Origin of the sequence: Cupriavidus sp. UME77 (assembly GCF_014170355.1) — a bacterium.
In the GTDB taxonomy this organism is placed as follows: domain Bacteria; phylum Pseudomonadota; class Gammaproteobacteria; order Burkholderiales; family Burkholderiaceae; genus Cupriavidus; species Cupriavidus basilensis.
Window position 1 is genome coordinate 98,885 of sequence record NZ_LZZU01000013.1, and the last position, 22,296, is coordinate 121,180.

Consider the following 22,296-nt stretch of genomic DNA (forward strand, 5'->3'; position numbering starts at 1 on the left):
CTCTGCGGAGCTTTCTGGAAACCTGGGCATGATCGAATTCGCTACCTTGTCGGTGTTCGCCGCGGCCGTGATGGTGCTGCTGCTGTCACCCGGGCCAAACATGGCCTTCGTCATGGCGCACGGCGTCACCTACGGCCTCGGCGGCGGCGCGGCGGCCGCGCTCGGCATTGCCGCGGCGGACCTCGTGCTGACCATCCTGACGGCAACCGGCATCACCGCCGTGATTGCCGCGTGGCCCCCGGCTTTCGGCCTGATCCGCTATGCGGGGGCCCTGTACCTGCTGTGGATGGCCTGGAAAGCGCTGCGCCGCCCGCTGCTGCCGCTGGGCGCGGTGACCCGGCAGACCTCGTTGAAATCAGTGTTTTTCCGCTCTACGCTGAACAGCTTGCTGAATCCGAAAGCGTTGCTGTTCTTCATGGTCTTCCTGCCGCAGTTCGTGGACCCGGGCAAGGGCAACGTGGCCCGGCAGCTGATTGTCCTGGGCTGCGTGCTGACGGCGATCAGCACGGTGTTCCACGGCCTGCTGGGCGCGGCTGGCGGGTCGGCACGGCGGTTCCTGAGCCGCAACCCGCGTGCCGCCGTGCTCCAGAAATATGGGCTTGCCGTGGTGCTAGCGCTGCTGGCGCTGAGGCTGCTTGCCATGCCGAGGGTGTCCTAGCCGGCGACATCACGTGATGATGTCAAAGGTGGAGCGCGTCCATGGCGGCGGCGGCCTTGCTCACTTCACGCGGTTCGGCGAAGAAGAGAAAAAAGGCCGGTCGATCTGACCGGCCAAGCGATCCTCGCGCAAAAGCAAGGTCGATATGATTGTTGGCGGCATCCTCCATGCGCAGGATGCCGCCCGGGTGCTGCTCAGTTGCTGCTCAGTTGCTGCTCAGTTGCCGCTCAGTTGCCGCTCAGATGCGGCTTAGATGCAGCTTAGATGCGGCTTAGAAGCGGTGACGCACGCCGACGGTGGCGCCGGTCTGGTTCGCGCCCGGCAGTGCCGTGCCGGCACCGTTCAGGCCCAGGGTGGAGCCCGACTTGTTCTTCACGTAGCCGATGTTCACGTAGGCGTCGGTGCGCTTGGACAGCGAGTAGTCGCCCGACAGCACGTACATCCACGAATCCGCGCCGCTGTTCTTCAGGTCGGTGTAGTACGCCGCGCCGGTCAGCTGGAATGCAGGCGTGAACTTGTACTGCGCGCCTGCCCAGTACACATTGCTGCGGGTGACGGTGGCCGTGGCGCTGGCCGTGCCGTCGTCACGCAGCCAGCGGTAGCCGGCAAACACCTTGGCATCGCCAAAGGCATAGGACGTGCCGATGGCCGCGCGCTTGGCGGTGCGATCCTGCAGAGCCACCGACGAACCCTGGAACTGGTCGTACGCGGCGCCAACGGAGAAGCCACCCACCGCGTAGGCCAGGCCCGCGCCGTAGTTGCGCCCCACCTTGCTTGCGCCCGGCACTTCGCTGCCGTTGGTCACCGTGGCATCGCGCCCGGTGCTGTAGAAGCCGGTAGCCGTCAGGCCGCCGAACTTGCCCGTGTACTTGAAGGCGTTGTCGGCACGGCCGTTGAACAGCGAGTCGACGCTGTTGAGCGAGTAGCGCGGGCCGACGGCCATCGGGTCATAGGCGCCGAACAGGTCGTACAGCGAGTTTTGCTGGCGACCCAGCGTCACGGCGCCGAAATTGCCCTGCAGGCCCACGTACGACTGGCGGCCGAACAGGCGGTTGCCCTGGCCCGAGGCGCCGGTATCGATATCAAAGCCGCTTTCCAGCACGAAGATACCCTTCAGGCCACCGCCCAGGTCTTCGCTGCCGCGCAGGCCCCAGCGCGATCCCGACAGGTTGCCGGAGTTCATGCGGGTAACGGTGCCACCCGCGGAACCGGTGGCAGGCATGTGGTTGATGACTTCGATGCCGACGTCGGCAATGCCGTACAGCGTGACGCTGGACGAGGAGGTTTGGGCGAACGCTGCGCCGGAGGCTGCGGCAGCAGCCGCGGCAGTCATTGCAAGGAGAGCTTTCTTCACTGATTTTCTCTGTCTTATGGATGGATGAGGCAGTCTTCCGCCAGCCGCGGGCAACCATGCGATAGACGCCATGAACCGCACCCGTGGCGGCAGACCGCATTGTCCAGGTCTTTTGTGAAAGCTTGATGTCGCTTTGCATGGCTACATGTCTGCATGACTGCAATTGCAATCATCCAGGCACGCCTCACGCTGCAGCGATCCGGCTGGATATAGCACAACGTGATGCAAATGGATTTCCGCGGGTCGCCGACAGCGGGTGAGCAGTGCACCACTTGGCCGCTACATGGCTTGAGATCCGCCGCGGAAGTTCCCTGCCCCATGGATTTTCAGCGCTAGGGATTACGCGTAGCCACGAGAAATTCTCTTCAACATCTCTGTCCCGAAAGCCGATTGCAAGCCGTCGGAAAGCCGTTTGGAAGATGCCGTTCCTACAGTCTCGACACCCGCTCACGCCCGCGATGAAGTCGCGGCAAGGCAAGGGCGTAAAAACAGGAGACGGAGAGACCACCTCATGCATCGACACACCAACGCACGCTACCGATCGGGTAGCCGGACCAGAGGGGACTTGCAATGAACACCCCCTCGCGTTTCAAGAAGGACTATTACGGCGGCGGGCTCATGACGCTGATCGGGCTCGCCACGCTAGTGGCCGGCCTGCAATATCGCACCGGCACCCTGAGCCACATGGGGCCCGGGTTCTTCCCGGCAGCGGTAGGCGCGCTACTGGCGATCGTCGGCGTGCTCATCGCCATCTCGGCGCGCAAGGAGCCACCGGCGCAAGCCCAGGCATCCGGGCACGGGCATGGCGCCGGGCTGCCGGATCTGCGCGGCTGTGCCTGCATCATCCTGGGCGTGCTCGCCTTCTTGCTGCTGGGCAAATATGGCGGCCTGATCCCCGCCACCTTCGCCATCGTGTTCATCTCGGCGCTGGGCGACCGGAGCAATACCGCGAAGCAAGCCGCCATCCTGGCACTGGCGATGTGCGTCATCGCCACGGTTGTGTTCTGGTGGGCGCTGCAGTTGCAGCTGCCGCTGTTTGCCTGGGGGGTCTGAACATCATGACCGCGAACGCTCTGCATGATCTCTGGTTCGGCTTTGGCGTTGCCTTCCAGGGTTCCAACCTGATGTGGTCCTTCTTCGGCGTGCTGATGGGAAACCTGATTGGCGTGCTGCCCGGCATGGGCGCGCTGTCGGCCATTTCCATCCTGCTGCCGCTGACCTATGCCATGCACCCGGTACCCGCCATCCTGATGCTGGCGGGGATCTTCTATGGCTCGCAATATGGCGGCGCCATCGGCGCGATCCTGCTCAACCTGCCCTCGCACCCGCCGCATGCGGTCACCTGCCTGGACGGCTATCCAATGACGCGCGCCGGCAAGGGCGGCACGGCGCTGGGCATCACCATGATCTGCTCATTCTTCGCCGCATCGGTGGGCATCATCGTGATGATCTTCGCCTCGCCGCTGCTCACCGAGATTTCGTTCAAGTTTGGCCCAACCGAGATCTTCTCGATCATGCTGCTGGGCTTGCTGGCAGGCTCCACCATGTCGCGCGGGTCCCCGTTGAAAGGCGTGGCGATGACGCTGTTCGGCCTGATCTGCGGCTGTGTCGGCACCGACGTGAACAGCGGCACCTTCCGCCTGGCGATGAACATCCCCGAGCTTAGCGACGGGCTGGAACTGGTCGCCATCGCCATGGGCCTGTTTGGCGTGGCGGACTTCCTGCTCAATGTCAACCGGATGAGCGTGATCGCCAGCAAGGCCAAGCTGCGCATCCGCGACATGCGGCCCAGCCTGGCCGAGCTCAAGACCGCCTTCTGGCCCATGGTACGGGGCACCGCGGTAGGCACCGTGTTCGGCGCCATGCCCGGGACCGGCCCCACCATCACGACCTTCGTCGCCTATGCCCTGGAGCGCAAGATCTCCAAGACGCCGGAGAAGTTCGGCACGGGCATGATCGCGGGTGTCGCAGGGCCGGAAGCCTCCGCGCACTCCAAGACGCAGGTCGATTTCATCCCCACCATGAGCCTGGGCATTCCGGGCGACGCCGTGATGGCGCTGATCCTTGGCGCGCTGATGATCCAGGGCATCGCCCCGGGGCCGCAGCTGATCAGCGATCACCCCGACATCTTCTGGGGCCTGATCGCCAGCTTCTGGATTGGCAACCTGCTGCTGATCGTGCTGAACGTCCCGCTGATCGGCGTGTGGGTCAAGCTGCTGCAGGTGCCCTACCGCTACCTGTTCCCCTCGGCCATGTTCTTCATCGTGGTCGGCGTGTTCAGCACGCAGAACAGCCTGTTCGAGATCTGGGAAGTACTGGCGTTCGGCGTGATCGGCGCGGTGCTCATGTGGCTCGGGTTCTCTGTTGCGCCCATCCTGCTTGGCTTCGTGCTCGGGCCGATGGTGGAAGAGAACTTCCGCCGCTCGCTGCTGCTGTCGCGCGGCGACATGATGGTGTTCGTGCATCGCCCCATCAGTTGCGTCTTCGTCGTGCTCTCAGCCCTGCTGCTGACCGGTGTCACGTACTCTGCGTGGCGAGCCAGCCGCGGTGCGGGCAAAGGGGCCGTGCTTGCCGGCGGCGAGCTTGCCGTCAACGAGTAGCCACGACGCAAGCCTGCACCGACGCGGCTACGCCGGGAAAGGATAGTCCGCGTCGAACGCCGCGAAACGCGCCTGCAGGAACTCGATCAGGCGGCGCTGCCGGTAAGACGGAAACCGGCTCTGCAGGAACACCAGCTGCAGCGGCACGCTGTCCTGGTACCACTCGGGAAACAGCAGCACCAGGCGGCCGGCGCTGACGTCGGCCGCGACATCGAACCAGCTTTTGAAAGCGATGCCATGGCCCGCCAGCGCCCAGTCGCGCACCACCGCGCCATCATCGCTGGTGCGCCGCCCGTTCGCCTCCACCTCCAGCCGGGACTGGCGCGAGCGAAACGGCCAGCGCATGCGCGCCTGCCCGCCCGGCGCGAGGCATAGCAGCTGGTGCTGCGCCAGCGCCTCGGGCGACGCGGGCGTGCCGCAACGCGCCAGGTACGCCGGCGCGGCCACCGCCACGCGGCGCGTCAGCGCAAGCTGCCGGCGCACCAGCCCCGAATCCTCCAGCCAGCCCACCCGCACCGCCAGGTCGACATTGCTGCGATACAGGTCGGCAAGCGTATCGCCGATGGACAACTCGAGCGAAAGCTGCGGATGCGCCGCCAGGAAATCGTCCAGCCAGCCACGCAGCAAGGCGCGCCCGAGGTCGGCGGGCGCCGATAGCCGTAGCGGCCCGGCCAGTTCCTCCCGCTGCTCCGCCAGTGCGCCCTCGCCCTCCTCCAGCGCCGCCAATGCCTTGCGCGCTGCCTCCAGGAACACCCGCCCCTCCTCGGTCAGGCGCACGCGGCGGGTGGTGCGGGCGAACAGGCGCGCGCTCAGGCGTTGCTCCAGGCGAATCAGGGCCGCGCTGGCGGTGGCGGCGGTCCGGCCCAGTTCGCGCGCGGCCGCGGAGAGGTTTTCAAGCTCGGCCGTGCGGACAAAGAGTTTCAGGTCGTCTAGGGAGTACATTCAAATCTGGTTTGATTGAATCGGCATGTGATGGCAGATTATCAAACGCCAGAGTGCACACCACAATGACAGCTCTAGCCGCATCGCACGAAAAGACAGAAAAAAGGGACAATGCGTCTCAAAATTGACTACCCCTTGATGCCCCTCACGCGAGGATATACATTTCATAACGTATATCATCCTCGAGTGTCATGGGAGAAACACATCATGCAAGTCAGCAAATGGGGAAATAGCCTGGCCATCCGTCTGCCCGCCTCCGTGGTGGATGCGCTGGAGCTGCATGAAGGCGACGACATTGAAGTCGTGATCGCCGACGAACGGGTTTTCCAGGTCAGGAAGAAGCCCGGCAGCGCCGACTATCTGGCGAAACTGCGACAGTTCCGCGGGCGCCTGCCGGCAGATTTCAAATTTGACCGGGACGATATCAATGACCGCGCGTAGGGCGTTTATCGATAGCAACGTACTGTTGTACCTGTTGTCCGCCGACACGGCAAAAGCGGATCGCGCCGAAGCCATCGTCCAGGCCGGGGGCAGGATCAGCGTGCAGGTCTTGAACGAAATCGCCAACGTGGCTCGCCGCAGGCTGGCTATGCCGTGGCCAGAAGTGAACGAGGTTGCGAGACTGATTCAGTCCCTGTGTCCAGTGGAGCCGCTTACAGTGGAAACACATGACAAAGGCAGGCAGATTGCCGAACGTTACGGCTTCAGCGTCTACGATGCGATGATCGTAGCGGCGGCGCTGCTGTCCGACTGCGAGATCCTGTATTCCGAGGATATGCAGGACGGGATGCTGATCGAAGAGGGATTGCATATTCGCAATCCGTTTGCGGCAGGGCTGCCCCTTGGGGCGGCATGAGGGGGCCGCGCAATAGGTTAACCCGGCGCGCCCCCGGGCGGCACCACCGGTCATTACCTCAAAGACGCCCCGCCAGCTCCGCGGCCGCCTCCTCGTCGGTGCGCTCGAAGCGCAGCGGCGTCACCGAAATGGCGCCCCGGCCGACCACCACGGCCTCGCTGTCGTCGTTGTCCGGCTGCGGGCCGCGCGAGAACTGCAGCCAGTGATACGGGATGCCGCGCGGGTCGACATGGGCCCGCACGGCAAGATCCTTGACGAGGCCGACGCCCTGGCGGGTGACGGTGAGCGGGCCGGCTGACCCGGGCTCCACATCGGGGAAGTTGACGTTCAGGCAGGCCTGCCGGTTCCAGCCGGCGGCAAGCAGGCGGCGGATCACGCCGGGCGCCAGCGCGCGCGCCGTTTCCCAGCGCACCGCGTTGCGATCGGTGAAGGCCTGGCTCAGCGCAATGGCCGGGATGCCCAGCAGCACGCCGGTCATGGCGGCGCCGACGGTGCCGGAGAACACGGTTTCTAGGCCGAGGTTGGCGCCACGGTTGATGCCCGACAGGACCAGGCTCGGCGGGGTGTCGGCCATCAGGTGCCGGGCGGCCATGACGACGCAGTCGCCCGGGGTGCCGCTCACGCCGAAGCGGCGTTCGCCTTGCTGGCTGATGCGCAGCGGCGCGTGCAGGCTCAGGGAGTGCGAGGTGCCGCTCTGGTCATGCTCGGGCGCGACCACCCAGACCTCGCGCGCCAGCGTTGCCGCTACGGCTTCGAGCACGGCCAGGCCGGGGGCGTCGATGCCATCGTCGTTGGTGAGGAGTACGCGTTCCAATAAGGGTTCGGACATGGTGATAGAGGACCGTAGGTTGACGAATGCCGGGCTGCCCTTGCGCGGCACGCAGCGTGCGGCATGGCAGTCGGGGCCAGCGCCAGACTATAAACCGAAGCCGTGGCGGTTCGGCCACGCGTTGCCGGATTTGCCAAGACAGGACGGCATCGGGCGACTAGCCTGCAGCCCATTGTCGATCATTGCCGCCCCCGCGCGCAGCCGGCGCGCTGAAACATCATGCCCTCATCCCGCCTCAGCGTCCCCGCCTCGGCCGCCTGGCTGTCCAGCCTGGCTTTTGTCCTGATCTGGTCGACCGGATTCATCGTGGGCCGGGCCATCGTGCCGGTGGCCCAGCCCAGCCTGTTCCTGCTGGCCCGCTTCTCCCTGGCGGCCGTGCTGTTCGCGGCCGTGGCCGTGGCAGGCGCGGCGCGCTGGCCAGCGCTGCGCGAAGTGCCGCGGCACTTGCTGGCGGGCGCGCTCCTGCATGGCAGCTACCTGGGTGGCGGCTACTGGGCCATCGCGCATGGCCTTGCGCCGTCGGCCATGGCCTTGCTCGGTGCCTTGCAACCGCTGCTGACCGCGCTGCTGGCAATCCCGTTGCTGGGGGAGTTTCCGTCCCGGCAGGGCTGGGGCGGGCTTGCACTGGGTTCCCTGGGCGTAGTATTGGTGGTGGCACCCGCCACCCTGGCCAGCGCACCCAGCCCCGTTTCGCCGTGGGTGGTACTGGTGGTGGTCATCTCCATCCTCTCCATCACCATGGGCACGATCCTGCAGAAAACCTCGATTGCCGCGGCCGACCTGCGCGCCAGCATGGCCTGGCAGAACGCGGGCGGCGCCCTGGTGGCCGGCGCGCTGGCATGGCTGCTGGGCGAGTCGCGCTGGCAACCGGGCATGGCGCTTTGGTCGGCACTGGCCTGGGCCACGCTGGTGCTGTCGGGCCTGGGCACCTATCTGCTTGTGCGCATCGTCAGGCGCGGGCAGGCTGCCACCGCCGCGTCGCTGATGTTCCTGGCGCCGCCGCTGGCGGCGCTGCAGGCCTGGCTGCTGTTTGGCGACAAGCTCGGGGTCCTGCAGTTACTTGGCCTGCTCGTTGCCGGCATTGGGGTCTGGCTATGCCAGGCTGGCCAGGGCGCCCGGATCCCTCGCAAAACCCGCCATGCCGCCGCACGATGACGATGCCGTGCGGCTAGCGCAGGCGGGCCGGCCGGCGCCGCTGGTGGAGACCCGCGTCTACCAGCCAGAGCGGGAGTGGCATCGCCATGACTACCATCAGGTCCTGTTCGGCCTGGACGGTGCCTGCGAGCTGGAACTCGGCGGCCACCTGCACCGGCTCGATCCCCGCGGCGGGCTGATCGTGCCCGCCGGGGAGCGTCACGACTTCCTGGGGCTGGCCGACAACCGGCAGTTGGTGCTGGACATTCCGCCGGGCTCGCTCGCGTTGCCGGCCGCGCTGATGGACCGGCCCAAGGCGTTTGCCATCACGGACGGCTGGAGCGAACGCGTGCGGCGCCTGGCTGCGCTGCCCCAGGCAACCAGCTCCCGGCAGCATCACTGGCAACTGGCCGCTACCCTTGCCGCCGACCTGGCGCAGGCGTTGGGCGTGGGCGGCCGCGCCCGGCCCACGCATTTTCCGCTGGCGCGAGTCGACGCCTACCTGCGCCAGCACCTGGACGCGCCGCTGCGGGCCGACCAGCTCGCGGCACGGTTCGGCTGGAGCGTGCGGCGCTTCCACACCCTGTTCTGCGACGCCTTTGGCGATACACCGCATCGCTACCAGACGCGCCTGCGGCTGGACCAGGCCGCGCGCCTGCTGGCGGACCGGGCCCAGCCACTGGCGGATATCTCGCTGGCGCTAGGCTTTCCCGACCAGACCACGTTTACACGCAGCTTCACCCAGCGCTTCGGCATGCCGCCGGGGGCATGGCGTGCGGGCCTCGGGCTGGCGAACATCGCCTTGCCGCCATCGCGCTAGCGCGCAGCGGCGGTCCAGTACCAGGGCTAAGTCACCTCCTGCGTTGCCTTTCCATGCCGTACCCTGCGCGTGCCGTGATGCGGGTGCGGCACGCGCAAGCGCGCCGGCCACGCTAGAATTACCCCCGGACCATCAACCGCCAGGGGAGCAGGATGTCAGACGCGCTTGCCACACCCAGCAGGACCAGCGAGCCGAGCACCGAGGCCAGGGCCGCCGCCGTGGTCGCTGCCCTCGCCAAGGCCGAGATCGACCAGGCCGACCATGCCATGCGCAACTGGACCGACCCCGAGCCCGGGCCGGTCCGCATCGGCTCGCCGCAGCATCTGCGTATGTTCTGCAATATGCTGCTGCAAACCCACAACCCCTACAAACCCGCCGTCATCGATTGGCCCAGGCTTGACCCGGATGCCCTGCACCGGGTGACCTCGCTGCCGATATGGGATATCGCGGTGCAGACCGAAGGCCGTGCCTCCGTGCGGGTGCAGGCCTTCGCCGATACCGTGACCAACCCCCTGCTGCGCAGCGCGCTGGAAATGGATGGCGGCGAGGAGGCACGCCACAAGGTGGTGCTGTCGAAACTGGTGGAAGCCTATGGCATCGCCCTGGCCCCCGAGCCTGAGTACCGCCCGCCATCTGACGTGGAGTGGGGCTGGCTGGTCACCGGCTACAGCGAGTGCATCGATAGTTTTTTTGCCTTTGGCCTGTTTGCCGCGGCCAAGCGCTCGGGCTTCTTCCCTGCGGAACTGGTGGAAACGTTCGAGCCGGTCATCCAGGAGGAAGGCCGCCACATCCTGTTCTTCGTCAACTGGGCGGCATGGTATCGCCGCAACCTGCCCTGGTGGCGGCGCCCGCTTTACACGCTCAAGGTGATGCGGGTGTGGGCCTTCCTGATCTGGGAGCGCGTTGGCATTGCGCGCGGCATCGATGCCGACGGCGTGGCCAAGGACGCCAATTTCCCCATGAACAGCACGTCCTCGCTAGCCGAAGCCCTGTCGCCGCGGGCGATGATCGAGCTTTGCCTGGCCGAGAACGATCGCCGCATGGCCGGCTACGATCCACGCCTGCTGCGCCCTGAAACCGTGCCCAAGCTTGCCCGGCTTGCCCGGCGCCTGTTGCGCTGATGCATGATGCGCTGATGCCGTTGCTGCCCTACCCATCCTGTCCTGGAGTTTCTTGAGATGTTTGTGTTGTCCCTGATCTCGCTCGCCATCTGGTGCGTGCTGCTTGCCGGCCGTGCCGGCTTCTGGCGAGTGCGCAAGCCCGGCCCCGCGCCCGCGCCCGCGCAATGGCCTGAGGTGGTCGCCATCATCCCGGCTCGCAATGAGGCGGACGTGATTGGCGGCGCCGTGGCCAGCGTGCTGGGCCAGGACTATCCCGCAGCGCTGCGGCTGGTGGTGGTGGATGACCATAGCACCGACGGCACCGCCGACCTCGCGCGCAGCGCCGCGGCTGCGCTGGGCAAGGCGGATGCGCTGACCGTGATCACGGCGCGCGACCTGCCGGCCGGCTGGAGCGGCAAGGTCTGGGCGCAGTCCGAGGGCCTAGCCGCCGCCGACAAGGCAGCGCCTGGAGCCGGCTGGGTATGGCTGACGGACGCCGACATCCATCACGGCAATGGCGTGCTGGCCCGGTTGGTGGCGCGTGCCGCGCATGAGCAGCGGGACCTGGTGTCGTTGATGGTGCGGCTGCGATGCGCATCGTGGTGGGAGCGCCTGATCGTCCCGGCCTTTGTGTTCTTCTTTGCCAAGCTCTACCCGTTCGCGCGGGTGAACAATCCGCGCAGCGGCGTGGCGGCAGCGGCCGGCGGCTGCATGCTGGCGCGCCGTGCCGCGCTGGCCCGCATTGGCGGATTTGCCGCGATCCGGGGCGAACTGATCGATGACTGCAGCCTGGCTGCCTGCATCAAGCAAGGCGGCTCGATCCGCCTTGACCTGGCCGACGACAGCATTTCCGTGCGCCCATACGATGACTGGCGCAGCCTGTGGGACATGATTGCCCGCAGCGCCTACACCCAATTGCATTACTCGCCGCTGCTGCTGGCCGGCGCCGTGGCCGGCATGGTCCTCACCTACCTGGCGCCGCCCTTGCTGGCGCTCGGCGGCGGCCTGCGGCTGTGGCCGGCATGGGCCGCCTGGCTGGCCATGACGCTGGCCTACGTGCCGATGCTGCGTGAATACCGCCAGCCGCTCTGGCTGGCACCCCTGCTGCCAGTGACGGCGTTGTTCTACCTCGGCGCCACGGTCGACTCCGCGCGCCGCTACTGGCTGCGCAAAGGCGGCCAGTGGAAGGGACGCGCGCAGGCGCCCCAACGGGGCTGATGGTCAGGGCTGACCGGCGGGGCTGACCGTCGACGCTTACCCCAGGTAGCCAGCGCTACGGAACCAGTCGAGCGCTTCGCTCAGCCCTTGTTGATAAGGCCGCGCCTGATAGCCCAGCGCCAGGCGGGCTTTCTCCGAGCTGAAGAACATCCGGTACTTCGACATCGACAGGCCGTCCGCCGTCAGGAAAGGCTCCTTGCCGGTCATGCGCGCCACTGCCTCCGCCGCGTAGGCGAGCGGGTAAAGCGGCCAGCGCGGCAAGCGCAGGGTGGGGGCACGCCGCCCCGTCATGGCCGCAATGTCGGCCAGCATCTGTTGCAGGCCCACGTCCTGCCCGCCGAGGATGTAGCGTTCGCCGGTCACGCCGCGCTCCAGGGCCAGCATATGGCCTTCGGCCACGTCGTCCACGTGCACCAGGTTGAGGCCGGTATCGACGAAGGCGGGAATCTTGCCGGTGGCGGCCTCTACGATGATGCGGCCAGTGGGCGTGGGCCGCACGTCACGCGGGCCGATCGGCGTGGAGGGGTTGACGATCACGGCAGGAAGCCCGTCGCGGGCCACCATGCGCTCCACCACGCGCTCAGCCAGCACCTTGCTGCGCTTGTAGGCGCCAATCGCCTCATGGCCGGCCATGGCGGCCTCTTCCGTCACCGGCGCGGTGGCGCCCGCCACGCGCAGGGTAGCCACGCTGCTGGTGTAGACGATGCGCTCGACCCCGCAAGCTTGTGCCGCCCCCATCACCGTCTCGGTGCCAGCCACATTGGTGCGCACGATTTCCTCGGGATCCGGCGCCCACAGCCGGTAGTCCGCCGCCACGTGGAAGAGATAACGCACCCCTCGGAGCGCGCTTTCCATCGCGGGCGCGTCGCGCATGTCGCCCTCGGCGATCTCTACGGGCAGGCCCTCCAGGTTGCGGCGCGGGCTGCCGGCGCGTACCATCGCCCGCACGCGAAAACCGCGCGCCAGTGCCTGCCGCGCCACTGCCGAGCCGAGAAAGCCGGATGCGCCTGTTACCAGGACGTAGTCCCCTGAACTCATATCACCCACCGAAAAAACCCTCAAAGTGTTGCTGGCCGTAGCCAGGTGCCAGGCAAAGGTTGCGGCACCGGTATATAGTAACCACCGTATGACGGGAAAGTGATTCCGGAATATCAACTTATGCTGAACCCGTTGACTGGGTCGGGGGGCCTATCTTTATGCAGGTGATTCTAGCTCAACCCCGTGGTTTTTGTGCTGGTGTGGTGCGCGCGATCGAGATTGTAGACCGTGCCCTCGTCAAACACGGAGCCCCGGTGTTCGTGCGACACGAAATCGTGCACAACAAGCACGTGGTCGAAGGGTTGAGACGCAAAGGCGCGCAATTTGTGGAAGAACTGGACGAAGTGCCGACTGGCGCCGTCACCATCTTCAGCGCGCATGGTGTCTCCAAGGATGTCGAGAGCGATGCGAAGGCCCGCCAGCTGCACTCGATCGACGCGACCTGCCCGCTGGTGATCAAGGTCCACACCCAGGGGCGCCAGTACGCCGCCAGTGGCCGCACCGTGATCCTGATCGGCCATGCCGGCCATCCGGAGGTCGAGGGCACGATGGGGCAAATTCCCGGCAAGGTGATCCTGGTGCAGAGCGAATCGGAAGTCACATTGCTCGACCTGCCCGCGGACACCCCGGTTGCCTACGTGACCCAGACAACGCTCAGCGTGGACGACACACGTAATATAATTGCCGCCCTGAGCCGGCGTTTTGCCAATCTGGTCGGGCCGGATACGCGTGACATCTGCTACGCCACGCAAAACCGCCAAAGCGCCGTGCGCGAGCTCTCCAAGCAGGTGGAAGTGATCCTTGTGATCGGCGCCACCAATAGTTCCAACTCCAACCGCCTGCGTGAAATCGGCACGGAGAGCGGTGTGCCCAGCTATTTGATTGCCGATGGCAGCGAACTGAACCCCGAGTGGGTGCGCGGCGTCGAAGTTGTCGGGATCACGGCCGGCGCCTCCGCCCCCGAGGAAATGGTCAATGACGTGATCGCCACGTTGCGCCAGCTCGGACCGGTGGATGTGTCGGTCATGGACGGCCGCGAGGAACACGCCGAGTTCCGCTTGCCGGCCGAGCTGGCCGATCCGTCGCCGCGCAGGCAGGCAGCCGGCACGGCTACCGCCGAAGCCGCGCCGCAGCCAGACCCGCAAACCGCCGCTGGCTAACGCCCGGGCGCCCCTATAACAAGGAAGTACATTTTGGCCATTCCCTTTTTGCAGGTTGCCCGCGTGGGCGCCTATGTCGTCAAGCAGCACCTCTCGGGCAACAAGCGCTATCCGCTGGCGCTGATGCTCGAGCCGCTGTTCCGCTGCAACCTGGCCTGTAACGGCTGCGGCAAGATCGACTATCCGGATCCCATCCTGAACCAGCGCCTGTCCATCGAGCAGTGCCTGGGCGCGGTCGACGAATGCGGCGCACCGGTGGTGTCCATTGCCGGTGGCGAGCCGCTGCTGCACAAGGACATGCCCACCATCGTCAAGGGCATCATTGCGCGCCGCAAGTTTGTGTACCTGTGCACCAATGCGCTGCTGATGGAAAAGAAACTGGACCAGTACGAGCCGAGCCCGTACTTCGTCTGGTCGGTGCACCTGGACGGCGACCGCGAGATGCATGACCGCTCGGTGAGCCAGGAAGGCGTGTACGACCGTTGCGTCGAAGCCATCGCCGCGGCCAAGAAGCGCGGCTTCCGCGTCAACATCAACTGCACGCTGTTCAACGATGCCGAGCCGGAAAAAGTGGCCCGCTTCTTCGACTCCGTGAAGGCCATGGGCGTGGACGGCATCACCGTGTCGCCGGGCTACGCCTACGAGCGCGCGCCCGACCAACAGCACTTCCTGAACCGCGGCAAGACCCGCCAGCTGTTCCGCGACATCCTGTCGCGCGGCCGCGCCGGCAAGAACTGGGCGTTCAGCCAGTCCACGCTGTTCCTGGACTTCCTGGCCGGCAACCAGACCTACAAGTGCACGCCCTGGGGCAATCCGGCGCGCACCGTGTTCGGCTGGCAGCGTCCGTGCTACCTGCTCGGTGAAGGCTACGTCGACACCTTCAAGGAACTGATGGAAGGCACCGACTGGGACGCCTATGGTGTGGGCAACTACGAGAAGTGCGCCGACTGCATGGTCCATAGCGGTTTCGAGGCCACCGCGGTGGCGGACACCATCGCCCACCCGCTCAAGGCGTTGGGCGTGAGCCTGCGCGGCGTGCGTACGTCGGGCCCGATGGCACCGGATATCGACCTGACCAAGCAGCGCCCGGCCGAGTACGTGTTCTCGAAGCACGTCGAGATCAAGCTCGAAGAGATCGGCCGCTCGAAGCCTTCCAAGGCAGCCAACGACGCCGCGGCGCGCAAGGCCGCTGCGCACTAAGCCGAAGGCCGGCCAGCAAAAAGGCTCGCTCCCGGGTACCGCGCGTACCCGGGAGCGAGCCTTTTATGTCTGACGCTGTCGCTGATGCGCTGGCCCAGGCCAGGCGCTCAGGCGTCGGCGGACTGGCGTGCGTTGTGGTTGGCGAGGTACTTGAGCAGGCCGTCGATGCCGTTGCGTGCGACGATATCGGCGAACTGGCGGCGGTACACCTCGATCAGCCAGGCGCCCATCATGTTGATATCGTAGATCTTCCAGCCGTTGCCGCTGCGCTGCAGGCGGTAATCGATCTGCATTTCATCGCCGTTGTTCAGCACGCGCGTCTCCACCACGACATCCGTGGCGCCGCTGGCGGCCAGCGTCGGCTTGTAGCTGAACTTCACGTTCTGCTCGCGCAGTTGCGACAGCGACACCGCGTAGCTGCGCACCAGCAAGGTCTGGAACTGCTCGTAGAGCTGCTTTTGCTGCTCGGGCGTGGCATTGCGCCAGGCGCTGCCAACCGCCAGCCGGGTGGTGCGCTCAAAATCGGTGTACGGCAGGAACTGGCGCTGCACGACCGCGGTGATCTTGGCGAGGTCGCCGTTGCGGGTGTCGGGGCTGGACTGGATGGTGCCGATCACGCCCTCGACCGCCGCGCGTACCAGACGGTCCGGCGAGGACCTGTCGACCGTTTGCGCTTGCGCGGGGCAAACCATGGCCACTGCGGCAAGCGGAACGAGGGTGACGAGGGCCTGGAAAGCAATACCGTGTTTCTTCATGCGAATTTGGACCTGAAAATGCCAGTCGGTTCGCCGCCGGCAATGCCCGGCAGACTTGCCAGGAAAATCAAACAGGAAACGCGCCGCGCTGCGCCGCTGCAAGGCTGCAGCCCGGTCCGCGCGCACGTGCCGGGGCAGTATAGCGTACCGGCGCGCGCGCTCCGCGCAGCGCCACACCGCGCCGTCCCGTTATACTCGCGGCTGCCACTTTGCGCCCTGCTTTGCGCCTTTGACTACGCGCGTCGTTGCGCACCACACCGTTATTGCTTCCGAACTCGCCCATGTTGACGTCGTTGGTCATCCGCATTGTCCAGTTTTCCACCCGCCGCGCGTGGCCCGTCATCGCGCTGGCGCTGCTGCTGACCGCCGTCAGCGGTGTCTATGTGGCCGGCCATTTCGCCATCAATACCGATATCAGCCGCCTGCTCGAGTCGGACCAGCCCTGGGCGCGCCGCGATGCCGCCGTCAGCGCCGCGTTTCCCCAACGCGACCAGATGATCCTGGCGGTAGTGCAGGCGCCGGCCCCCGAGCTGGCGGACGCTGCCGCCAATGAGCTAGCCGACGCGCTCGCCAAGCAAGGCAAGCTCTTTCGCGCCGTCAGCCAGCCTGGCGGCGGCGAGTTCTTCGAGCGCAACGGCCTGCTCTTCGTCGATACCGCCAAGCTGCGCGACGTTACGTCGCAGCTGACCCAGGCGCGGCCGCTGCTGAACGCGCTGGCGCACGACCCGACCCTGCGCGGGCTTTCCGATACGCTGTCGACCACGCTGTCGCTGCCGCTGCAACTGGGGCAGGTCAAGCTGGGCGACATGGCCAAGCTGCTCGGCAAGAGCGCGGATACGGTCGACCGGGTGCTGGCTGGCAAGCCGGGCGCCTTGTCCTGGACCGGGCTGGTGGATTCGAGCCAGGAGCCAGCCCCGGGCCACCCCGCCACGGCGTTTGTCGCGCTCAGCCCCGTGCTTGACTACGCTGGCCTGCAGGCCGGCGCGGATGCCGCCGATGCCATCCGTGCCACGGCCACCAAGCTGGGCCTGGCACAGCGCTACGGCGCCCAGGTACGCCTGACCGGCTCGCAGGCGCTGGCCGACGACGAGTTTGCCTCGGTCAAGGAAGGCGCGGCCTTCAATGGCGCACTGACGGTGCTGGTGGTGATCCTGATCCTGTGGCTGGCGTTGCGCTCCAAGCGCCTGATCCTGGCCGTGCTGGCCAGCCTGGCGGTCGGACTGGCCATCACCGCCGCCCTCGGGCTGGCCATGGTGGGCGCGCTCAACATGATCTCCGTAGCCTTTGCCGTGCTGTTTGTCGGCCTGGGCGTGGATTTCGGCATCCAGTTTGGCGTGCGCTACCGCGCCGAGCGCCATGTGCATACGGACATCCCGGACGCGCTGGCCAGCACGGCACGGGCAGTCGGCGTGCCGCTGGCGCTGGCCGCGGCCTCCACCGCGGCGGCCTTCTTCTGCTTCCTGCCCACCAACTATCGCGGCGTGGCCGAGCTGGGCCAGATCGCCGGCGTGGGCATGCTGGTGGCCTTTCTCACCACCATCACGCTGCTGCCCGCCCTGATCACCGTGTTCCGCCCGAAGGACGAAGTGGGACGGGTCGAAGTGCCTGGCTTCAAATGGCTGGCGCCCGCCGACGATTTCTTCGAGCGCAATCGCAAGGCCGTGCTGCTGGCAACCGCCGCCCTGATTCTGGCGGGGTCGCCACTGCTGATGCACCTGCGCTTCGACTTCGATCCGCTGCACCTAAAGGATCCGCATTCCGAGTCGATGGCCACCTTGCTCTCGCTCAAGGATGCGCCCCAGGCCGGCACCGACAACGTCAGTGTGCTGGCGCCCTCGCTGGCCGCCGCGCAGACCGCCGCCGCCCGCCTGGCGGCGCTGCCGGAAGTCTCGCGCACCGTCACGCTGCAGACCTTCATCCCCGACGACCAGCCGGCGCGGCTCGCCTTGATCGCCGCCGCCTCGGCCAGCCTGATGCCGGTGCTGACGCAGGCAACGGCCACCCCTGCCAACGATGCCAGGCTAGTCAATTCCCTCAAGAACGCCGCACGCCAGCTCGCGCTGGCCGCGGACGAGCATCCCGGGCCAGGCGCCGCCGAGGCGGCGCGCCTGGCGGCCTCGCTGCGAAAGCTGGCCGCCGCGGACGCGGCCACCCGCGAGCGCGCCGAGCAAGCCATCGCCCAGCCGCTGCGCCTGGCGCTGGCGCGCCTGCAGCGCGCGCTAGCGCCACAGCCAATCACCCGTGAAACCCTGCCACCGGCACTGGTGCGCGACTGGGTCGCCCCGGATGGCCAGGCGCTCGTCAGCGTGAGCCCCAAGCTTCCCGCCGCGGCCAAGCCGGGAGACACCTCCAACACCAGCGACAGCGAGGCGCGCGACGCCGCGCTCACGCGCTTTATCGACGCCGTCCAGCGCGTCGAGCCCACCGCGGTTGGCGGCCCGATCTCGATCCGCGGATCCGCCGACACCATCATGACGGCCTTTGCCCAGGCCGGCGTGTGGGCCGTGCTGTCGATCACGCTGCTGCTGTGGATCACGCTGCGCCGCGTGGGTGATGTGCTGCGCACGCTGGTGCCGCTACTGGTGTCCGCGCTGGTGACGCTGGAGCTGTGCGTGGTGTTCGGCATTCCGCTCAATTTCGCCAATGTGATCGCGCTGCCGCTGCTGTTCGGCATCGGCGTGGCCTTCAAGATCTACTATGTGATCGCGTGGCGCGAAGGCAAGACCCGACTGCTGCAATCCCCGCTGACGCACGCCGTGCTGTTCAGCGCCGCCACCACCGCCGCCGCGTTCGGCAGCCTGTGGCTGTCCCAGCATCCGGGCACGGCCAGCATGGGCAAGTTGCTGGCACTCGCGCTAGCCTGCACGCTGGTCGGTGCCGTATTCTTTCAGCCGATCCTGATGGGCAGGCCGCGCGAGCGGTCGGCCCCCGCCACCGGTCCGGCCCATTGATGTCTCGTCTCCATAGAACAATGACTCACCCCGACTCTCGCCTCTCTCGCCTCCTGCCGGCGCTCTCGTTCTCGCTGCTGGTCACAGCCTGCGCCAGCGGCCCGCAAGCCAGCCCCGACGACCCCCTGGAGCCGCTCAACCGCGTTGTCTTCAAGGTCAACGACAAGGCCGACGAGTACGTGGCGACGCCGCTGGCCAAGGGCTACCGCGCCGTCACGCCGCAACCGGTGCGCACCGCGGTCACCAATTTCTATTCGAACCTCGCCGACGTCGGCAATACGGTCAACAACCTGCTGCAAGGCAAGGGCGTGGATGCGGCGGAAAGCTTCATGCGGGTGGCGGTGAACTCCGTGCTGGGCATTGGCGGCCTGATCGATATCGCCACGCCCGCCGGCATCAGCAAGCACTCCCAGGACTTCGGGCTGACGCTAGGCGTGTGGGGCGTGCCGGCCGGCCCGTACCTGGTCCTGCCGCTGTTCGGCCCCAGCTCGATCCGCGACGGCGTCGGGCTGTATGTGAACTTCCAGCTGTCCCCGACCACGTGGGTAAACGATGAAAACGTGAAGTGGGGCCTGTGGGGCCTGGGCTTCCTGGACGCACGGACCAATGCGCTTGGCGCGACCGATCTGCTGTCGCTGGCGGCGCTGGACAAGTACAGCTTTGTGCGCGATGCATACCGCCAGCGCAGGCAGTACCTGATCCAGGGCGGTGGCGGGAAGCTGCCGGATTATGAGGATACCGACGCGCCGGCCGAAAACGCGGCGCCTGCGCCCGGCGCACCCGGCGCGCCTGCCGCCACCCCCGCGCCTGGCGGCGCGCAAGACAAAACGCCGGAAGGCGAAGCGAAGAAGCCTTGAGCCCTGGGCTTGACCCTGTCTGGCGCTGCATGCGGCGCCAGGCAGGCTTCAGGCAGGCTTCAGGCTGGCTCGGGCCTCGGGCCTTATCCCAGGCCTAAGCCAATAAGCCAAACCCCATCCCCACCCTGCCCCTGGCGGCCAGCAGCGCAAGCCTGGCCAGCCGCGCATCCCTGCCCAGCCGGATCAGGTCCGGCACCTGTCCCGGCCCCGCCAGCAGCGCCTTGAGCAATGCCCAGATGTCGGTGCTGCCATCGGGACCCATGCCGGCCACCGCGGCGGGCGGGACTTCCCGCTGCGCGGGATCGATCACCACCCGGCAGGCGGCGAACGGCAGCCCGAATTCCTCGGCGACACGCGCCGCGATATGCGATTCCATGTCGACCGCCAGCGCACCGGTGGCCGCATGCAATGCCGTCTTGGCCGCCACCGAGGTCACAGCCTGGTCAGCGCCGGCGAGCACGCCGGAAATGGCCTCGGGCAAGGCAAGCGAAAGCGAGCGCGACCAACTCGCGTCAACGGGCCGCAATCGATTCCCATCATGGATGGCCGAGGCGACGATCACCCTGCCTGGCAACAGCGCGGGATCCAGCCCGCCGGCCACGCCAAAGCTGATCACGCCGGCGCAGGGACGCGCCAGGCGTTGCCGCAGGCCTTGCGCCAAGGCTTCGGCGCGCAGGCCGTGCAGGGTTTCAACGCCGGGGCCGGCGGCGATGCCGGCCTCGAAGCGCATGCCGGTCACCACCAGCGTGGGACCCGCATCGCGTTGCGGCAAGCTTGGCGCCGTCACATCCCCCACGCCACCGCCCGCGTGCCGTCGCGGCGCAAGTTGCGGTAGCGCGCCAGCGCCCACAGCGGGAAGAAGCGCGCGTAGCCGTGGTAGCGCAGGTAGAACACGCGGGGGAAGCCCACCGCGGTAAAGCGCGCCTCGCTCCACAGGCCGTCGGCCTGCTGCATGCGCATGAGGTAGTCCACACCACGCGCCACGGCCGGATGATCGACCTGACCCGCGGCCATCAGGCCCAGCACTGCCCAGGCGGTTTGCGACGGCACGCTCGGCGCGGTCTCGTAGCCCTGGTAGTCGAGGCGGTAGCTGCTGCCGTCCTCGCCCCAGCCGCCGTCGGCGTTCTGGATCGAGATCAGCCAGTCGGCAGCGCGGCGCATTTCCGGCGCTTCGGGCGCCATGCCGGCGGCATTGAGCGCGCACAGCGCGCTCCACGTGCCGTAGACATAGTTCGTGCCCCAGCGGCCATACCAGCTGCCGTCGGCCATCTGCTCGTCGAGCAGGTAACGCTGGGCGCGCCGGAAGGCTTGGCTGCTGGCCGCGGTCTCGCCCAGCTGCGCGAGCATCGACAGGCAGCGCGCCGACACGTCGGCGGTGGGCGGATCGAGCAAGGCGCCGTGATCCGCGAACGGGATATTGTTCAGGTACTCATGCGTGTTCTCGGGCTCGAACGCGCCCCAGCCGCCGTTGCCGCTCTGCATGCCCGCCACCCACTCGCGCGCACGGCTGACAGCCTCGTCGTAGCGTGAACGATGGCTGGCCGGCGCCACGGCCGGCGCGGCTGCGCCGGTGCGCGCCGCGCGGTCCATGGCCATCGCCACCACGGCGGTGTCGTCCACGTCCGGGTAATGCGGGTTGGCGTACTGGAAAGCCCAGCCGCCGGGACGCACGTCTGGGCGCCGCACGATCCAGTCGCCGCGCACGTCCAGCACCTGCAGCGGGCGCAGCCATTGCAAGCCGCGCTCAACGGCCGCCTCGGCACGCGGGCCACCCACCTCCAGCAAGGCGTGGCTGGCCAGCGAGGTGTCCCACACCGGCGACAGGCACGGCTGGCAATAGGCCTCGTCGCCATGCACCACCAGCAGCTTCTCGATGGAGGCGCGGGCCACCGCCACATCGGGATCGGTGCGCGGCACGCCGAGCACGTCGAACATCATCACGGCATTGGCCATGGCCGGAAAGATCGCGCCCAGGCCATCCTCGCCGTTCAGGCGTTCGCGCACGAACTTCTCGGCGCGGGCGATGGCGCGCGCGCGCAGGCTGCGGGGGAACAACGGCTCCGCCACGCGCAAGCCGGCGTCCAGCACACGGAACAGGCCGAACCACACGCGCTTCTGGTGTGGCGCGCGCGGGGCCAGCCGGGCTGCCTGGCAAGGACGGATGAACAATTCGTCGATGCCCACGCCACGCGGGTTCCTGGCCTGGGGACGCAGGCTGTTGAGCACCAGCAGCGGCACGATCACCGTGCGGGCCCAGTACGCGACCTTGGACAGGTGGAACGGGAACCACAGCGGCAGCAGCATGATCTCCACCGGCATCATCGGCACCGCCTGCCACGGCATCACGCCGTACAGCGCGAGCAGCGTGCGGGTGAAGACATTGCTGGCTTCGGCACCGCCCATCCCATGGATGGCGGCGCGGGCGCGGCGCATAGGCTCCGACTCGGTGTCGTCGCCAATCATCTTGAGCGCGAAATACGCCTTCACGCTGGCGCTGATGTCCGAGCGGCCCTGATGGAACAGCGGCCAGCCGCCATCGGCGTTCTGGATGCGGCGCAGGTAGCGCGCGATACGGGCCTCCAGCACGGTATCCGGGGGCTCGCCCAGATAGTGCACCAGCAGTACATACTCCGACGGAATCGTCGCGTCGGCCTCCAGCTCGAACACCCAGTGGCCGTCCGGCCGCTGGGTGGCCAGCAAGGCGTCTAGCGCGCGGTCGAGCGTGCCTTCCAACTCGTCTGGCGCGGGCGCGGCATGCGCGGGCTCATTCGAATTGGGGGATAGTGCAACTTGGCTCATCGGTTTCGATGTCCTCTTTTCAACA

The 22,296-nt window shown here is 67.2% G+C and carries 21 protein-coding genes; 13 read left to right on the top strand and 8 right to left on the bottom strand.

The genetic code is table 11. The annotated features are described in order from the left end of the window. Positions 1 to 28 precede the first annotated feature (28 nt). On the top strand, positions 29 to 658 hold the full coding sequence (locus A9975_RS06060) for a LysE family translocator (protein ID WP_183031835.1): 630 nt from the start codon (positions 29 to 31) through the stop codon (positions 656 to 658). Positions 659 to 680: 22 nt separating this feature from the next. Here the strand turns inward: A9975_RS06060 and A9975_RS06065 are convergent, their stop codons facing one another. Both A9975_RS06065 and A9975_RS06070 read right to left on the bottom strand, forming a co-directional pair. Then, positions 681 to 827 carry a hypothetical protein gene (locus tag A9975_RS06065; RefSeq protein WP_183031836.1) on the bottom strand — a complete coding sequence of 49 codons (147 nt, stop codon included), beginning with the start codon at positions 825 to 827 and terminating at the stop codon, positions 681 to 683. A 102-nt stretch (positions 828 to 929) separates the two neighbouring features. Further along, positions 930 to 2,012, bottom strand: a complete 1,083-nt coding sequence (locus A9975_RS06070; protein ID WP_174428760.1) for a porin — start codon at positions 2,010 to 2,012, stop codon at positions 930 to 932. Between the two features lie 570 nt (positions 2,013 to 2,582). Here A9975_RS06070 and A9975_RS06075 point away from each other — a divergent pair. Continuing rightward, positions 2,583 to 3,065 (top strand): tripartite tricarboxylate transporter TctB family protein, encoded by a 483-nt coding sequence (locus A9975_RS06075; RefSeq protein ID WP_255503082.1) that lies wholly within the window; start codon positions 2,583 to 2,585, stop codon positions 3,063 to 3,065. Between the two features lie 5 nt (positions 3,066 to 3,070). Then, positions 3,071 to 4,612, top strand: a complete 1,542-nt coding sequence (locus tag A9975_RS06080) for a tripartite tricarboxylate transporter permease (RefSeq protein ID WP_174428673.1) — start codon at positions 3,071 to 3,073, stop codon at positions 4,610 to 4,612. A gap of 27 nt (positions 4,613 to 4,639) precedes the next feature. Here A9975_RS06080 and A9975_RS06085 read toward each other — a convergent pair whose 3' ends face one another. Beyond that, positions 4,640 to 5,554 carry a LysR family transcriptional regulator gene (locus A9975_RS06085; RefSeq protein ID WP_183031837.1) on the bottom strand — a complete coding sequence of 305 codons (915 nt, stop codon included), beginning with the start codon at positions 5,552 to 5,554 and terminating at the stop codon, positions 4,640 to 4,642. Between the two features lie 207 nt (positions 5,555 to 5,761). Between A9975_RS06085 and A9975_RS06090 the strand changes: the two genes are divergently transcribed. Both A9975_RS06090 and A9975_RS06095 read left to right on the top strand, forming a co-directional pair. Further along, the gene (locus A9975_RS06090) at positions 5,762 to 5,995 is read left to right on the top strand and encodes an AbrB/MazE/SpoVT family DNA-binding domain-containing protein (RefSeq protein WP_174428675.1); all 234 of its coding nucleotides are present in this window, start codon (positions 5,762 to 5,764) and stop codon (positions 5,993 to 5,995) included. Further along, positions 5,982 to 6,410: a PIN domain-containing protein gene (locus A9975_RS06095; RefSeq protein ID WP_183031838.1), complete on the top strand. Its 429-nt coding sequence runs from the start codon at positions 5,982 to 5,984 to the stop codon at positions 6,408 to 6,410. Before A9975_RS06090 ends, A9975_RS06095 begins: the two co-directional genes overlap by 14 nt. Positions 6,411 to 6,468: 58 nt before the next feature. Here the strand turns inward: A9975_RS06095 and surE are convergent, their stop codons facing one another. Continuing rightward, positions 6,469 to 7,239 (bottom strand): 5'/3'-nucleotidase SurE, encoded by a 771-nt coding sequence (gene surE / locus A9975_RS06100; protein ID WP_183031839.1) that lies wholly within the window; start codon positions 7,237 to 7,239, stop codon positions 6,469 to 6,471. A gap of 219 nt (positions 7,240 to 7,458) precedes the next feature. Here surE and A9975_RS06105 point away from each other — a divergent pair, with 219 nt between their 5' ends. The 4 genes from A9975_RS06105 to A9975_RS06120 all read left to right on the top strand — a co-directional run bounded on the left by A9975_RS06105 (position 7,459) and on the right by A9975_RS06120 (position 11,511). Further along, entirely contained in the window at positions 7,459 to 8,394 is a 936-nt protein-coding gene (locus tag A9975_RS06105; RefSeq protein WP_183031840.1) for a DMT family transporter, read from the top strand. Then, positions 8,378 to 9,193, top strand: a complete 816-nt coding sequence (locus A9975_RS06110; protein WP_183031841.1) for an AraC family transcriptional regulator — start codon at positions 8,378 to 8,380, stop codon at positions 9,191 to 9,193. The genes A9975_RS06105 and A9975_RS06110 overlap by 17 nt, the downstream gene beginning before the upstream one ends. A 152-nt stretch (positions 9,194 to 9,345) precedes the next feature. After that, on the top strand, positions 9,346 to 10,314 hold the full coding sequence (locus A9975_RS06115; protein ID WP_255503083.1) for a ferritin-like domain-containing protein: 969 nt from the start codon (positions 9,346 to 9,348) through the stop codon (positions 10,312 to 10,314). Positions 10,315 to 10,371: 57 nt separating this feature from the next. Further along, positions 10,372 to 11,511 carry a glycosyltransferase gene (locus A9975_RS06120; RefSeq protein ID WP_183031842.1) on the top strand — a complete coding sequence of 380 codons (1,140 nt, stop codon included), beginning with the start codon at positions 10,372 to 10,374 and terminating at the stop codon, positions 11,509 to 11,511. A gap of 36 nt (positions 11,512 to 11,547) precedes the next feature. On the opposite strand, the gene hpnA is transcribed toward A9975_RS06120, so the two are convergent. Beyond that, positions 11,548 to 12,549 (bottom strand): hopanoid-associated sugar epimerase, encoded by a 1,002-nt coding sequence (gene hpnA / locus A9975_RS06125; protein WP_220810639.1) that lies wholly within the window; start codon positions 12,547 to 12,549, stop codon positions 11,548 to 11,550. Positions 12,550 to 12,707: 158 nt separating this feature from the next. On the opposite strand from hpnA, the gene ispH reads away from it, so the two are divergent. Both ispH and hpnH read left to right on the top strand, forming a co-directional pair. Then, positions 12,708 to 13,709, top strand: a complete 1,002-nt coding sequence (gene ispH, locus A9975_RS06130; protein WP_183031844.1) for a 4-hydroxy-3-methylbut-2-enyl diphosphate reductase — start codon at positions 12,708 to 12,710, stop codon at positions 13,707 to 13,709. 33 nt (positions 13,710 to 13,742) lie between these two features. Beyond that, on the top strand, positions 13,743 to 14,909 hold the full coding sequence (gene hpnH / locus A9975_RS06135) for an adenosyl-hopene transferase HpnH (RefSeq protein ID WP_183031845.1): 1,167 nt from the start codon (positions 13,743 to 13,745) through the stop codon (positions 14,907 to 14,909). A gap of 107 nt (positions 14,910 to 15,016) precedes the next feature. Here hpnH and A9975_RS06140 read toward each other — a convergent pair whose 3' ends face one another. Further along, positions 15,017 to 15,664, bottom strand: a complete 648-nt coding sequence (locus A9975_RS06140; RefSeq protein WP_183031846.1) for a phospholipid-binding protein MlaC — start codon at positions 15,662 to 15,664, stop codon at positions 15,017 to 15,019. A 281-nt stretch (positions 15,665 to 15,945) separates the two neighbouring features. Here A9975_RS06140 and A9975_RS06145 point away from each other — a divergent pair, with 281 nt between their 5' ends. Further along, a complete protein-coding gene (locus A9975_RS06145; protein WP_183031847.1) occupies positions 15,946 to 18,615 on the top strand; it encodes an MMPL family transporter in 2,670 nt (889 codons plus the stop codon). 20 nt (positions 18,616 to 18,635) lie between these two features. Next, positions 18,636 to 19,472, top strand: coding sequence for a VacJ family lipoprotein (locus A9975_RS06150; protein WP_183031848.1), 837 nt, complete (start codon positions 18,636 to 18,638; stop codon positions 19,470 to 19,472). Positions 19,473 to 19,566: 94 nt separating this feature from the next. Here the strand turns inward: A9975_RS06150 and A9975_RS06155 are convergent, their stop codons facing one another. Together A9975_RS06155 and shc are read right to left on the bottom strand one after the other, a co-directional pair. Then, positions 19,567 to 20,244, bottom strand: a complete 678-nt coding sequence (locus A9975_RS06155; RefSeq protein WP_304523847.1) for a phosphorylase — start codon at positions 20,242 to 20,244, stop codon at positions 19,567 to 19,569. A gap of 11 nt (positions 20,245 to 20,255) precedes the next feature. Next, positions 20,256 to 22,271 (bottom strand): squalene--hopene cyclase, encoded by a 2,016-nt coding sequence (gene shc, locus A9975_RS06160; RefSeq protein ID WP_183031850.1) that lies wholly within the window; start codon positions 22,269 to 22,271, stop codon positions 20,256 to 20,258. Between the last annotated feature and the right edge of the window lie 25 nt (positions 22,272 to 22,296).